9 protein-coding genes are annotated in these 14,119 nt (G+C 59.7%); 5 read left to right on the plus strand and 4 right to left on the minus strand.

Features of this window, described 5'->3' with window-relative positions:
* Positions 1–8 precede the first annotated feature (8 nt).
* From DNK50_RS17545 to DNK50_RS17555, 3 genes are all read left to right on the plus strand, one after another.
* Positions 9–1,643, plus strand: coding sequence for a methyl-accepting chemotaxis protein (locus DNK50_RS17545; protein WP_099583134.1), 1,635 nt, complete (start codon positions 9–11; stop codon positions 1,641–1,643).
* A 117-nt stretch (positions 1,644–1,760) separates the two neighbouring features.
* Entirely contained in the window at positions 1,761–2,324 is a 564-nt protein-coding gene (gene pnuC, locus DNK50_RS17550; protein WP_032891136.1) for a nicotinamide riboside transporter PnuC, read from the plus strand.
* Positions 2,321–2,845, plus strand: coding sequence for an AAA family ATPase (locus tag DNK50_RS17555; RefSeq protein WP_112195426.1), 525 nt, complete (start codon positions 2,321–2,323; stop codon positions 2,843–2,845). Before pnuC ends, DNK50_RS17555 begins: the two co-directional genes overlap by 4 nt.
* Before the next feature lie 36 nt (positions 2,846–2,881).
* Here the strand turns inward: DNK50_RS17555 and ggt are convergent, their stop codons facing one another.
* The gene (gene ggt / locus DNK50_RS17560) at positions 2,882–4,606 is read right to left on the minus strand and encodes a gamma-glutamyltransferase (protein ID WP_112195427.1); all 1,725 of its coding nucleotides are present in this window, start codon (positions 4,604–4,606) and stop codon (positions 2,882–2,884) included.
* A 229-nt stretch (positions 4,607–4,835) separates the two neighbouring features.
* Between ggt and DNK50_RS17565 the strand changes: the two genes are divergently transcribed.
* Entirely contained in the window at positions 4,836–10,916 is a 6,081-nt protein-coding gene (locus tag DNK50_RS17565) for a dermonecrotic toxin domain-containing protein (protein WP_112195430.1), read from the plus strand.
* Positions 10,917–11,052: 136 nt separating this feature from the next.
* Positions 11,053–12,198 (plus strand): MalY/PatB family protein, encoded by a 1,146-nt coding sequence (locus DNK50_RS17570; protein WP_099583138.1) that lies wholly within the window; start codon positions 11,053–11,055, stop codon positions 12,196–12,198.
* Positions 12,199–12,243: 45 nt separating this feature from the next.
* On the opposite strand, the gene DNK50_RS17575 is transcribed toward DNK50_RS17570, so the two are convergent.
* The 3 genes from DNK50_RS17575 to DNK50_RS17585 all read right to left on the minus strand — a co-directional run bounded on the left by DNK50_RS17575 (position 12,244) and on the right by DNK50_RS17585 (position 14,035).
* Positions 12,244–12,459 (minus strand): molybdopterin-binding protein, encoded by a 216-nt coding sequence (locus DNK50_RS17575; protein ID WP_003173733.1) that lies wholly within the window; start codon positions 12,457–12,459, stop codon positions 12,244–12,246.
* A 152-nt stretch (positions 12,460–12,611) separates the two neighbouring features.
* Positions 12,612–13,520, minus strand: coding sequence for a DUF4880 domain-containing protein (locus tag DNK50_RS17580; protein WP_112195432.1), 909 nt, complete (start codon positions 13,518–13,520; stop codon positions 12,612–12,614).
* Positions 13,517–14,035, minus strand: coding sequence for a sigma-70 family RNA polymerase sigma factor (locus tag DNK50_RS17585; protein WP_099583140.1), 519 nt, complete (start codon positions 14,033–14,035; stop codon positions 13,517–13,519). Before DNK50_RS17585 ends, DNK50_RS17580 begins: the two co-directional genes overlap by 4 nt.
* Positions 14,036–14,119 lie beyond the last annotated feature (84 nt).

The raw sequence follows: 14,119 nt of genomic DNA on the forward strand, positions 1-14,119 counted from the left end.
CCAGGACGATGAACAGTTTGCGCAATATGTCGATTAGCCGACGCCTCTGGCTGATCCTGATAGTCGCCGTGCTGATGCTGCTGACCTTGGGTTTACTGATGCTCAAGCAGATCCACGACGACCTTTACCAAGCCAAGCGCCAACAGACCCAACATGTAGTCCAGACCGCCAGTGGCATCCTGACGTTTTATCACGGCCTGGAAACCACCGGCGTCATGACCCGCGACGCGGCCCAGAAACAAGCCCTGAGCGCGGTGCGCGGGTTGCGTTACAACCACGACGACTATTTCTGGATCAACGACCTCACGCCCGTGATGATCATGCACCCGGCCAACCCCAAGCTCGATGGCCAGAACCTCTCGGCCATCCGCGATCCCGATGGGTTTGCAGTGTTCAACGAGTTCGTGAACCTGGCAAAAGCCAAGGGTGCCGGCATCGTCAACTATCGCTGGCCCAAGCCCGGCGCACAGGCGCCCGTGGCGAAGACTTCCTATATCCAGTTGTTCGAACCCTGGGGCTGGATTATCGGCTCCGGCGTGTATATAGACGACGTCCAGGCCGAGTTCACCGCCCAGGTCTGGAAAGCCTCAGTGGTCGGCCTGGTCATTGCGCTGGTGATGGGCCTGCTGGTGTCGCTGATTGCGCGCAGCATCGTGCGGCCGTTGCAGGCGGCGGTGCATGCCATGGGCAATATCGCCAGCGGCGAAAGCGACCTGACCCGCAGCCTCGACACCCACGGCCGTGACGAAGTCACCCAACTGTCCCAGCACTTCAACAGCTTCACCGCCAAGCTGCGCCAGGTGGTGAGCCAGTTGCAGGTGTGCGCCAACGCCTTGGGCCAGTCCTCTACCGAGCTGGGCAACAACGCCAGCCAGGCCCATGACCGCAGCCAGCAGCAGTCGCAACAGATGGAACTGGTGGCCACCGCCATCAACGAAGTCACCTACGGCGTGCAGGACGTGGCCAAGAACGCTGAACACGCCGCCAGCGAAATGCGCGACGCCCAGGCCCAAGCGCAACAAGGCCAGGTCAATATCGACGGTAGCCTGCAACAGATCGACCAGCTCTCCAGCACCATCAGCCAGGCCGTGGAAGTGATCCGCACGCTGTCCAGCGAAAGCACCCAGATCGGTGGCGTGCTGGAAGTGATCCGCTCCATCGCCGACCAGACCAACCTGCTGGCCCTGAACGCCGCCATCGAAGCCGCTCGCGCCGGGGAGCAAGGCCGGGGGTTTGCGGTGGTAGCCGACGAAGTCCGCCTGCTCGCCCAACGCACGCAGAAGTCCACCGCCGAAATCCAGGCGATGATCGAGCGCCTGCAAGGGCACTCGGAAGCGGCGGTCAAGGTGATCAGCGACAGCCACAGCGCTTCGCAACTGACTATCGAGCAAGCGGGCCAGGCCGGTGCCAGCCTGACCGCCATCGGCCAGGCCCTGCACAACCTCAACGGCCTGAACGCCTCAATCGCCAGTGCCACCCTGCAACAGGCCCATGTGGTGGAAGACATCAACCAGAACGTCACCCAGGCGGCGGGGTTGTCCCATAGCACGGCGTTGGCGGCGGAGCAGTCCAGCGTGGCCAGTGTGCATTTGCGCGGTTTGAGCGAGCAACTCGACGGCCTCCTGCGCCAGTTCAAGGTCTGACACTGCTCCAAAGGTGGGAGGAGGCCTGTCCCCTCCCACCTTTGCTCTCCTGTGTTTTGAAGATTGCTGGCCTGTGGTTACAATCACCGCCCTCTCCCACTCCCCCAAGGAATCGCCATGTCCGGGCTTGAACTGTTCGCCGCCGCCCTGGGGGTGATCGCTGTCTGGCTCACGGTCAAGCAAAACCCCTGGTGCTGGCCCATCGGCCTGGTGATGGTGTTGCTGTACACCTGGGTGTTCTACGACGTGAAACTCTATTCCGACATGCTGCTGCAAGTGGTCTACGCCGCGCTGCAAGTCTATGGCTGGTGGCAGTGGACCCGCGCCGGCGAGGTCAAGCAGGGCCGCCAGGTCACGAGCCTGGGCGTGCCGGCCATCATGACCAGCCTGGCGATCGGCGCGGTGGGCAGCCTGCTGCTCGGCGCCGCCATGGCCCACTGGACCGACGCCGCGCAACCCTGGCTCGACGCCGCCCTCACCGGCTTCAGCCTGGTGGCGCAAATGTGGATGGCGCAGAAACGCGTGCAATGCTGGCCGCTGTGGATTGCCGTGGATGTCATCTTCGTCGGGCTGTTCCTCTATAAAGGCCTGTACCTCACCGCCGGTCTCTATGCGCTATTCACCGTGATAGCTGTACAAGGCTGGCGCGAATGGCGCGCCGATCCGGCGTTGCGCACATGAAGGTCGTGGTGTTGGCGGGGCCCGAATCCAGCGGTAAGAGCTGGTTGGCTGCCGAGTTGAACAAACACTTCGGCGGGTTGATGGTCGGCGAATATGTACGCCATTTCATCGACCACCATCAGCGCGATACCACCCTGGCGGACATCCCGGCCATCGCCCACGGCCAACTGGCCTGGGAAGATGCCGCCCGCAAACAGCAACCCAACCTGCTGATTCTCGACACCCACCTGCTCACCAACACGCTGTGGAGCAAGACCCTGTTCGGCGACTACCCGGCGTGGCTCGACGATGAGCTGCTGGCCCGTCATTACGACCTGCACCTGCTGCTCTCGCCGGAAGATGTGGAGTGGACAGCCGATGGCCAACGCTGCCAGCCGGAGCTGGAAGATCGCCGCGCGTTTTTCCAGCAAAGCCTGGACTGGATGCAGCAGCATCAGCAGCCGGTGGTGGTGATTCGAGGGGATTGGGAGGCGCGCCGCGCTGCGGCGTTTGCGGCAGTGGAACACCTGCTTGAACCTTAACACTGCCCCCTCCCACATTTTTAACCGCGTCAGGCTTCAGTAGCCCAGGGACAGGCCCGTATTGCGACGCGGGTCATTCGCCCCGTAGAAACGATTATTCCCCACCGGCTTGCCGCCCAATGCAGGCGCGCCCACCAGGATCGCCGCCAAATGGTTGGCATCCTGCGGCCCTGCAAACTTGTGACCCCAGCTTTCCAGGAGCTTCTGGGTGTCCGGGCTGACCGCGAAGGTCTCAAGGTTGGTGGTGTCCGGCATCCACTGCTGGTGGAAACGCGGCGCGTCCACGGCTTCCTGGATGTTCATCTTGTAATCGATCACGTTCAAGATGGTCAGCAAGGTCGCAGTGATAATGCGGCTGCCACCCGGCGTACCCACCACCATCACGGCCTTGCCATCCTTGGTCACGATGGTCGGGCTCATCGACGACAGCGGCGCTTTGCCAGGGGCGATGGCGTTGGCTTCACCCTGCACCAGCCCGTACATATTCGGCACGCCGACCTTGACGGTGAAGTCGTCCATTTCATCGTTGAGGATCACACCGGTCTTGCTCGCCATCACGCCCGCGCCGAACCAGTCATTGAGGGTGTAGGTGACGGAGACCGCATTGCCCCACTTGTCGACGATGGAGTAATGGGTCGTGTTGTTGCCTTCATGGGGCGAAACGCCCGGTTTGATCGCCTGCGAATCCCCGGCCTTTTGCGGTTCGATGGCTGCGCGCAGTTTGGCGGCGTAGTTTTTATCCAGCAGATGCTCGATCGGGTTCTTCACGAAGTCCGGGTCGCCGAGGTAGCTGTTGCGATCCACATAGGCGTGGCGCATGGCTTCGATCTGGTAGTGCAGGCCCTGGGCCGAGTGATAGCCCAGGTCGGCCATCGGGTAGCCTTCGAGGATATTCATGATCTGGCAGATCACTACACCGCCCGAGCTCGGCGGCGGCGCGGAAACGACGTGGTAGCCACGGTAGTCGCACTCGATGGGCGCCAGTTCGCGGGTCTTGTACTTGTCGAGATCAGCCTGGGTGATGATGCCCTTCCCTGCCTGGCTGGAGTCCACCAGGGCCTTGGCGACCCAGCCTTTATAGAAACCGTCTGAGCCTTTGGCAGAGATTTCTTTGAGGGTTTTGGCCAGGTCTTTCTGCACCAGTTTCTGCCCGACCTGCATCGGCTGGCCGTTGTGCAGGAAGATGCCGCGCAGGTCCTGGTCTTTTTCAAACTCGCCGGTGGCGGTGTGCAGCAGGTCGATATCGCCTTGTTCCAGGGCGAAGCCGTTTTCTGCCAACTTGATCGCCGGGGCAATCACCTGGGCACGCTTGAGGGTGCCGTACTTGCTCAGCGCCAGCTCCATGCCGGACACGGTGCCGGGCACGCCGACAGCCAGGTGGCCCTTGGCGCTCAGGCCTTCGATGACGTTGCCGTCCTTGTCCAGGTACATGTTGGCGGTGGCTGCCAGCGGAGCTTTTTCGCGGAAGTCGAGGAAGGTCTTGCGCCCGTCCGCCAGTTGCACGGTCATGAAACCGCCGCCGCCCAGGTTACCCGCCGCCGGATACACCACCGCCAACGCATAGCCCACGGCCACGGCCGCGTCCACTGCGTTGCCGCCGGCCTTGAGTACATCCACGCCGACATGCGTTGCCAAATGCTGGGCCGTCACCACCATGCCATTTTCACCGGCCACCGGGGCCTGGGAAGCGGCCTGTACACCACTGACCGTCAACACCAGGGCAGTGGCAATCAAGGTACGGCTGAAGGGTTGGTATTTCATCCATGGCTACTCTAGTTGTTGAGATGCACCAAAATAGCCCGCTGGAGATTTAATCCCCAGCGCGATGGCGTTTTTATTACAGAACTTGTCGGTCATGGAACGGAGCCGAAAAAGCCGCTGCGATATTTCGCGCCCAACAGGCCGAACAACTCACAGGAACTTACACACTCCGCGCGCCACTCAGCGAAACCCGCCTGAAGTCAGTATTGGTCAACGCGAGAAGCCCGACATGAAAAACGTCAACACACTCAACACAAAGATTGCACCACTCACCAGCGCAACACACCTGAACTTACCTGCCACTGAACCGATAGTTTCAAACGTGCTGAAAACACTGGCAGTCAAAATGCACGCCGATCTTGGCGGCACAAGCGCTCATTTCAGCCCGCCTCAATCGAGCGCGGCGGCATCTGCCGAACAACGTGTCCTGAGTGTCTTGGAACAACGCCCGTCGGTGAACCAGCCCAACCTTGCCGATCAGATCCTCTACCTGATGCATGCATCGAGCAGCCCCCTGGAGGACGCAGGAATGGCCCAGGCAGTCGCTCATTTACTGGATCAGCCCAGCCACCAAGATGTACGAAAAACCTATGCCCAACTGATCAGCGACAGCCTGCAAGGTGCGGCGACAGTAGCGTATGACGCCGCACACGTGTTGTCACGCAACCGGCGCGCTCTAGCCCCAGACCGAGCGCAACCCACGTCCACCGAGACCAATTCCTCTCCCCGCACAATAGTGACCCAAGGCGACAGTGAACTGGCCTTGCTGTCGGCCAACGCAATGCTCGAACGCTATATCGCCATCGAGGAAAAACGCGCGCTCCCAGCGCCAGAAACCGTGTCCAATATCCCACCCTTCTCAACCTTCGGCCTGGCATGGTCGAAGCTTTCGGCATTGCTCACCGGCGAACCCTTCAAAACCTTTGCAGCCAGTAAAGGGATTGACGTCACCACCGTACGGATTTCCTTGCCATCGGGCACATTGAACTGCCTCAGCAATGGCAAGCCCGCGGTCTTTACGTTGACCGACAGGTCCGGCTGGTACGCAGTTGCTCCGCGAGTGCTGACGGCGGCAAAACAACTGACGCCACTCAAAGTCGCGACGATAGACTTTCCTGGCGTTAACAGAGCCTCTCTCGAACTCATCAGCCGCTTCTACCACGCCGGCTTCGACGAAAGCTCAAGCTCTCCACGCTTCTTTATCAACTTTCTGAATGAATACCGGACGTTTCATTCGCTCCTTCCGGGCCGCGTTCCAGATAGTTTCAACTACAGAAAACAGGCCGAGGCAATACGCGCTGTCGGAGCAATGACCCCTGAGGAAATCACCGCCCTTACCGCGTCGCGCCCCTCGGATGTTTCGCAGCAACTCAAACGCGGCGACAGTGCCTTGGCAAGACTTTGCAGTCAGGCTCTGATCAACAACGTCGATGGGCTTAACAGCGACCCATATAAAATTTTTTATTTGATGATTCATGACATCCCTGAAGACTCAACCTTCTCAAAGGCCCAAGAGCATTTTAGACACACGTTGAACACCGAGCCTTTTGCGCGATTTGCGGTAGACCAGTCCATCAACCTGAATAGCATCTCGATTGATCCCATCAGTGGCGATCTGCATTGCACGATTAATGGGGATGAAAAGGTTTTTAAATCAAACGACGCATCAGGCTGGAAGCTGGCTTCACCCCAGGTCCTGGAAGCCGTCAGGACGTTGGCCGCCGGACTGGACAGACACTGGAGTTACCCGCAACCCAAACGGGCCTGCCTGTTTGACGTAATGGCTTTCTACGGCGAAAGCCCGGTTGTGGGCTCAACATTGGCCACTTTCAATCAATGTGCCCGAATCAATCGCAATAATACGTTCAGCGCTCTTGTGGACGGCGTAGCCGACCCTCGCGGCGACTATCGTCGAGCGCGTGAAAGGCAACAATCCGTCCTGAAATCGCTCACCCCTGAGCCTCAACCACCTGCCGCACAAAACATCGACGAGCAACGCTTGGTCGAGGCTTACGCCACAGAGCTTCTCAAGACAGCGGATGGCAGCGATGCCGCCTGGGTTCGTGCGCCTGAGGGCTCGACGCTGGGCAAATGGCTGGAAATGTATCGCGGCCTCCTCGACCACCCGCTGGTAGCAGACTGGATGCGCGAGCAAAAAATCGACCCAGCGCTCATCGAACTCACGCCGTCTACGGGTGAGTTACTGGTCCGCGACGACAGTTCAGTGAGGGTCTTTTCATTGAACGATGATTCCGACTGGAAAGAGATTGCCCCTGTCCTCTTGAGCGTTGCCAACGTTATTGCCCCCGTCCCCGATCAAAGCCTGCGCATCGCCCCGGGCAATGGTTTCATCGCCACGCCGCTTGAGGTGGTCGCCAACTTTTACGGGGAGCAGGCGCCTACCACAGCGGCCGACATTCGTACCAGGGTCAATCAGTTGCGGCACAAAGGCAGCTTTGATCCGCCTGCGCCAAACGACGCGCTGCGGCCCGCCAGGGCAAGAACGGCGGAGGCGCTGGACAATCTGCACCGCCAGGCACACGTTTACAGCAGCGCCATCAAGCGCTCGAGACGAGACAAGACCGACTACAAAAACCTGATGACAACCGTCGCACGCGACTTGCCGAACTTGCGCGCAGAAGCAAAAAAATGGGCCGAGGCCCTGGTTCTCAAACTCACCGGCAAAACGGTCGATGCCGATACGATCTACCTCAACCGATTCCAGGGTTCCCAGAGTGCGAACACCGTCACCGGCTGGGAACATATGAACGAAGAGCCGACTTCTTCGCTGCGCCTGCCTGACGCTTTGTTACACAACTTCTCGGAGGACGACTGGGTCCCCGGCAACCTCGATTCCGAAGCCGGCCTGTATACAGACGGCCCGGGCAAAAGTAAAAACGGCGGGTATGGCACTCATAACGAACTTGCGCTGTCACCTTCGCAACTGATGCATGAAAGCTGGAAAACCGACTTTCAAAACCAGATCTCCCAAAAACTCGACAATTTCTGGACAGAGCACGCTGATGACTATCGGGCGGCGGTCAAAGGCCAGTTTATTTTCAAGGCGCGAGAGCAATTGAAGGCCGCTGAACAAGCCACACCGGCCGAACGGGCAGCGCTACCGGCGGAACAACGCTTTACTCGCCAGGACTATGAACTGGTCATGAAAGCTGCCGCCAATGTGCCATTGGATGTACATCAACAACTGTCCCTTGAACAGATAAGGACCCTCAGCCCGGTAAAACATGTCGTACGCGTACATGCCTTCGACATCAACGGCCTCATGTCCAACGACATCCTGCGTTTCACCGAGCTGGATGATGGCCAATACCGCTACCTCAAAGGGCGCCGGGACGGCCGTCAGATACTGTATATACCTGGAAACAACCCGGATTTTTTACGCTTTGACTCTTTAGAGAGCATGGATAACTGGATCGCTGATCAAGCCAAAAACCCTGACAAACGCAAGGCCCTGGCGTCCCATTTCACCCTGTCAGATCGTCAGGAAAGAGCGTCCAGTCCCGTGTTGAAAACGATGCTGGAGCAGTTTCTTCCGTTGTATGGGCTGCTTGCGCCTAAAGATCGTTCGAAAGAAGGCATCGACTCCTTGCTCGATAGGCTCTCAACGGGCTCCGCAGACAACCTGGAAGGTAACCATATCGATCAGGGCAACTTCGTGATCCACGAGGACGTTTTCAGCACAGTGACGAAAGCCACCAGCCAGCGCATGCGTGCTGATGCGGACACCACCATCAAATCCAACAGTGAAGTCACCCGCGATACCTGGCTCAACGATCTGTCTGTTGCCGCCGAGTTACTGGCCAAACTGGCTCCGATTGCCGCTCCAGTCGCCGCAGCTGCCGTTGTTACCAGCCTCGCGGAGGCTGTAATTGGGGCGGAAAAGTCCGACACGGGCGATACCGAAGCCGAACGAAGCGACGGCTCAAGCAAAATGCTGGATGGTGTGCTCAACGCGCTGTTCTCCTGCAACGCCGCAGAAGTCCCCGAAGATCCCTTTGTGCGGCCGACCTCCAGGCCGCTCGCACGCCCCGCGGCCCGCGAAGCAACCGGCGTGCTGGTGAACAACGGCGTATCCAGGGAGATCATCACCGAGGCTCACCTGCCCGTGCAACGCGAGCGTTTTTCCGACGGTACCACGGCCCTCGTGCTTGAACGACCGATGCCGCCCGATGCGTACACCGTGGCTCGCTCCGACGGGTTCGATCTGGTTGCGGGTGAAAAAGTCTATCGCTACGAATCCAGCGAGCCGGATCGGTTGACCGATCTCGCTACCACGGCGCGCCCTGGCAGCCTGGACCGTTTCGAAGAATTCTGTCCGGCCCCCATGTCCTTCTCTGGAAGAATGCGACGAGACACAAGTAGTCTGTGTTTCGTCAAATCCTTGGCTGACTTAACCGAAGATAAAGCAAAAGAACTGCAATCTCTGGAACATACACGCCTGTACCCAGCCGCGCGAAAATCACTGTTTAACAGTAAGCGGTTCGTGGTTGCCGAAAGACGCTTGAATGAAGTGGTCGAGACCGAGGTGGGCAGTAAACTGGTGCCAGTTCAGGGCAAACCCTTCATCGAATACAAGTCGATCGTCACCGGCACTATCACCAAGGATGCCCGATTCGGCATGGTTGACAGGACCGAAAGTGAATTCCTGCGTGACCATACCTATGTCGTAAAGCTGGGAAATATCAGCAGCGTCTGTAAAGACTCGCGCGAACTCAGAGGCATCGTCGTCACCAGTCCAGTAGCGGGTGACACGGCTCAATACCTGGTGATCGAGGCAGACACTGCGCAATTCTATACAGCAAAAATAACCCCAGGTCAGACCGGGGAGGTGCGCTTCATCAAATGTGACCTTAACGACTTCAATACTGAGCTGGGCAAGAAATACCGCGCCGAACTCTACGCACGCCAAGGCTCTGCCGCCCTGCCGATCGACGCCGATTTTGTCGCATTGCCACCCCTCGATAAGGCTCTCGCCGACTTGAAAAAGTCAGGCTACACAGACCCGCAGATCAATGAGCTGAAAACCGAGCTGGCAAAAATGAGCAGCAGCCAGAAGCGTGAGGTCGTGTACGAACTACAGGCAAGAGGGGCTATTGAGAAACAGGTCATCGCACTGAAAACCGCGAAGGTTCGACCGCTGACCAAACCCCGCAACTTCAACACGCTGTCGGTTTCGCAAAAAAATGAATTTTTTGCGACCCGGGCAAAAGAGGCAGTAACCCAGCAGTTCAAGGCCACGGGGCTTGGCCCAGGCAATCTGGTGCGCTCCGCCGATGACGTGGCACGAGCAAGGGCTGCGCATCAGACCCTGCAATGGATGCGACGTACCCACCCATCCGGAGCGCCGGAGCGTGCGACGATGGCGCTCAAGAGCGGCGTTGGAAACTGCGGCGAGATGAGCCTGTTGGCCAAAGACACGATCAACAGCAGCGGCGGCAGAGCCTATGAATGGAGGGCTGGGAATGAGCATGCATTTACCGTGGTGGGCGGCCCCGCAGAGCTGCCCGGTGCGACGGTGGACTTTTCCGGCCCCGAATGGGGTGACGCATGGATTGTCGACCCCTGGGCCGATATTGCATGCCCTGCCAGTCAGTACACCGGCAAACTGGACGAAGTCATGCGCCAATGGGAGGCCCAGGGAATAAAGATCGTGGACGGCAGTGGCGCTACAGGCCTGGGGAGCCCAACCAAGCAAGAATGGCTGGATGCCCTGATCGAAAAACCGAAAACTGCTTACCCGCACAGTTACGAATTACCCGCACCTGCCCTACGGGTTCCCAGGCCTGATGCGCCCGTCAAGCCGCCGACCGTTTACGTTCCCGCAGGCGCCAGCGAAACCCTGGAGGGCGGCAACGCCGTACTGTCTACACGCGGACTGTCAGACTGCTCAGCGCTCATCGTTCTAACCGACCTTAGAAACGGTGTTTTTCAAAAACGTACCCTGATGCATCTGCTCGGCAGTAATGTCGAGAACGGTCTTGGCAGCCTGAGCGCATCGCGAGAGCTTGCGAAGCTGGAACAGTCATTGGGTAGCGACGCAAAAGTCATCTTTGTGGGCGGCAGCAACTCCAAGTCGGTCGTAGGTATGGCCACTGTTCTGGGGCAGACCGTGGATGGCAGACAACCGCTGCTGGACATCGTAAAAAAACCAGGGGTTTCGTCCAGTCTGGCCAGCGCTACCGCCATTGATGTCAACCCGGATGGGACATTTCAACTGGTGACGGAGGACGGAACCCAGGGCGTCTTGAGCAAACAGATGGCCGAGGATGTTTTTGGCTTTATTGACTAAGGGCCGCGTTACTGCCCATTGGCGCAACCCGAGGTCTGTGACGACCCCGGATTACCTGGCGTGCCGGGTGCGATAAACCCGGCATGCGGTTAGAATCGGCGCTCTGTCACAGGCCCTTTCAACCGCGAGCCCCTCCATGAGTTTTGATTTCGACACGATCCACCCCCGCCTCGGCACCGGCAGCACCAAGTGGAACCGCTACCCGGCCGATGTGCTGCCAATGTGGATCGCCGACATGGACATCGCCGCGCCGCCTGCCATTCTGCAAGCCCTGCACGAGCGCCTGGACCAGCAGATCCTCGGCTACAGCGTGGCCGGCCCGGATGTGCGCGAAGCCATCGTCGCCGACCTGTGGGCCAAGTACGCCTGGCGCGTGCAACCTGACGAATTGCTGTTCCTGCCCGGCGTCGAGCCCGGCTTCAACATGGCGCTGCACGCCTTTGTACAACCGGGCCAGCCGGTGGTGCTGCAAACGCCCAACTACCGGCCGATTCGCCTGGCGCCGGGGCACTGGAACCTGCCGCGCATCGAAGTCCCATTCGAATTGATCGACGGTGAATACATCACGCCAATGGCCGCCATGCGCGAGGCCTTGACCGGCGCCGGCGCCCTGCTGTTGAGCAACCCGCACAACCCGATGGGCAAGGTCTTCCCCCGTGAAGAACTGCTGGCCGTGGCCACGGCCTGCCTGGACAACGGCGCGCTGATCATCAGCGACGAAATCCACGCAGAGCTGTGCTTCGACGGCCGCCGCCACATCCCCACCGCCAGCCTCAGCCCCGAGATTGCCCAGCGCACCATCACCCTGATGTCGGCGAGCAAGGCCTATAACGTGGCAGGCTTGAAGACCTGTTTTGCGGTGATCCAGAACGCCGAGATTCGCGAGCGTTTCAACCACGCCCGTTGCGGCATGGTCGACAGCGTCAGCCCCCTGGGCCTGGAAGCCACCCGCGCCGCCTACAGCCAGTGCGGCGAATGGCTGGAAGCGTTGAAACAGTACCTGCAAGCCAACCGCGATTACCTGCTCGACGCTGTGCAAACGCGCTTGCCGGGCGTGGTGATGCATGCCCCCCAAGGCACCTTCCTCGCCTGGCTCGATTGCAGCGCCCTGGGCCTGGATGACCCACAGCAATTTTTCCTCGAACAGGCCAAGGTCGGGTTGAGCGCAGGGATCGAATTCGGTGATGACAGCCAGCAGTTCGTGCGCCTGAACTTCGGTTGCCCACGGGTCATGCTGGAGGAAGGCTTGCAGCGTATGGAGCGCAGTTTGCGCAACCGCTGAAACGCGCAAAAAAATGGCCCCCGCTGCAATGGCGGGGGCTAGGGTCTACAGCTTGGCGATAGACACTTCGGTGGACTTCACAAAGGCAATCACTTCGCTGCCCACTTTCAATTCCAGGTCGCGCACCGAGCGGGTGGTGATCACCGACGTCACAATGCCGGACGCGGTTTGCACGTCGATCTCCGACACCACTTCGCCCAGCAGGATTTCCTTGATCACGCCCTTGAACTGGTTGCGCACGTTGATCGCTTTAATAGTCATGTCGGCTTTCCTTTTGGTTGTTGGGTCAATCCGCACGAATGCGCAGGCCCTCAAAGTGCGCTATCGGTAGAGACATTAAAAGGAATATATAACTCTTTATTTATTCGATATAGATATATAAAAGCTGTTGTGGTGAGCGGGCAAGATCGCTCTCAGCTGAGTGTGACCCAATACCGCGTGCGCGCCTGCACCTCAAAGCCAAGGGTCGAGGCCAGCAGGTTGAGGATGCGATCAGTGTCGTCCAGGCGAAAACTGCCGGTCACCCGCAACGCTTCAAGCCGAGGCTCCCAGCGCAACACACCCGGACGATAGCGCTCCAATTCCCGCAGAAAATCCCCCAACGCCTGGTTCTGCGCGGTCAGCACACCGTCGCGCCAACCGAGTTGCAACACATCAAACGGCACCCAGGCGCCAAGTCCACTGGCCTTGAGCGGCGCTTGCTGGCCTGCCTGCAAGGTCGCCGTCCGGCCGTTCAGGTCGCGCACCTGCACCATGCCCTTGAGCACCGACACCAGACAACCGGACGCCAGTTGCCGAACACAAAGTTCAGCCTGGCTGAGCCGCAGTTCACCGTAGCGGGTGTGCACGGTCATCGCCGCCGTGCCCGGCACCGTCAGCGCCAGTTCACCGTCGACCAGACTGATGCGGCGCTGCGCCAGGTCTACGTCTACTGCCGTGGCGGTATTGAGCAGCAGGCTGGCACCGTCGGCCAACGGCAGGCGTTTTCGCTCGCCGGTGGCGGTATGCAAGTCGGCCCGCCAAGTGTCGATGGGCAACTGGCGGCTGATCAGCCAAGCCGTCGGCAGCAGCGCCGCCACGCCCAATGCGCGCTTGAGCACCGCACGCCGGCCCGGTTGCGGGCGGTCGAGGCTGGCCATCGCCAGTGCCTGGGGCAAGCCGCTGAAGCGTTGACGCAGGGATTGGGCTTTCTGCCAGGTCTGTTCATGTTGCGGATGGCTGTCGCGCCAGTGCTGCAGCGCGGCGTGATCACGCTCGGTGGCCGCGCCGGACTCCAGCAGCGCCAGCCACTGGGCGGCAGCACGGGCGACGTCGCGGCTCACAGTTCCACCAGCAGGCAATGTTCGTAGGCCTGGGCCATGTAACGCTTGACCGTGCGCTCGGACACGTCCAGCCGTTCGGCAATCTCGCGGTACCCGAGGCCCTCCAGTTGGCTCCACAAAAAGGCGCGGCGCACCAGCACGGGCAAGCCATCGAGCAATTCATCCAGGGCTTGCAGGGTTTCCAGCATCAGCCAGCGCTGTTCGGGGGACGGCACACAGGCTTCGGGCAAGCTGGCCAGGGCGTTCATATACGCCTGTTCCAGGCTGCGACGCTGATGAAAATTCACCAACAGGCGCTTACCCACCGTCACTAGATACGCCCGCGGCTCCTGCATCTGTGCAATCGGCTGGGCACTGGCCAGTACACGCAGGAACGTATCCTGGCTCAGGTCCGCCGCATCCCAGGCATTGCCCAGGCGCCGGCGCAGCCAGCTTTCCAGCCAACTGCGATGGTCACGGTACAAGCTTGACAGCGTCAGTTCAGGGGCATGCGTCGGGACAACAGCATCATTCATGGCAAGCAACCTGCACGGCGCGAGTGAGTCTCAAATGAGATTCATTCTATTTAATATCCTGCCGCGACACCATGCCCTTTTCAA

The organism is Pseudomonas sp. LG1E9 (assembly GCF_003290225.1).
Classification (GTDB): Bacteria; Pseudomonadota; Gammaproteobacteria; order Pseudomonadales; family Pseudomonadaceae; genus Aquipseudomonas; species Aquipseudomonas cyclaminis.

Excerpts from the sequence above, each read along its gene's own strand:
- DNK50_RS17555 (WP_112195426.1), top strand. The coding sequence starts at position 2,321 with ATGAAGGTCGTGGTGTTGGCGGGGCCCGAATCCAGCGGTAAGAGCTGG.
- DNK50_RS17585 (WP_099583140.1), bottom strand. The coding sequence starts at position 14,035 with ATGAATGATGCTGTTGTCCCGACGCATGCCCCTGAACTGACGCTGTCA.
- pnuC (WP_032891136.1), top strand. The coding sequence starts at position 1,761 with ATGTCCGGGCTTGAACTGTTCGCCGCCGCCCTGGGGGTGATCGCTGTC.
- DNK50_RS17570 (WP_099583138.1), top strand. The coding sequence starts at position 11,053 with ATGAGTTTTGATTTCGACACGATCCACCCCCGCCTCGGCACCGGCAGC.
- ggt (WP_112195427.1), bottom strand. The coding sequence starts at position 4,606 with ATGAAATACCAACCCTTCAGCCGTACCTTGATTGCCACTGCCCTGGTG.
- DNK50_RS17575 (WP_003173733.1), bottom strand. The coding sequence starts at position 12,459 with ATGACTATTAAAGCGATCAACGTGCGCAACCAGTTCAAGGGCGTGATC.
- DNK50_RS17545 (WP_099583134.1), top strand. The coding sequence starts at position 9 with ATGAACAGTTTGCGCAATATGTCGATTAGCCGACGCCTCTGGCTGATC.
- DNK50_RS17565 (WP_112195430.1), top strand. The coding sequence starts at position 4,836 with ATGAAAAACGTCAACACACTCAACACAAAGATTGCACCACTCACCAGC.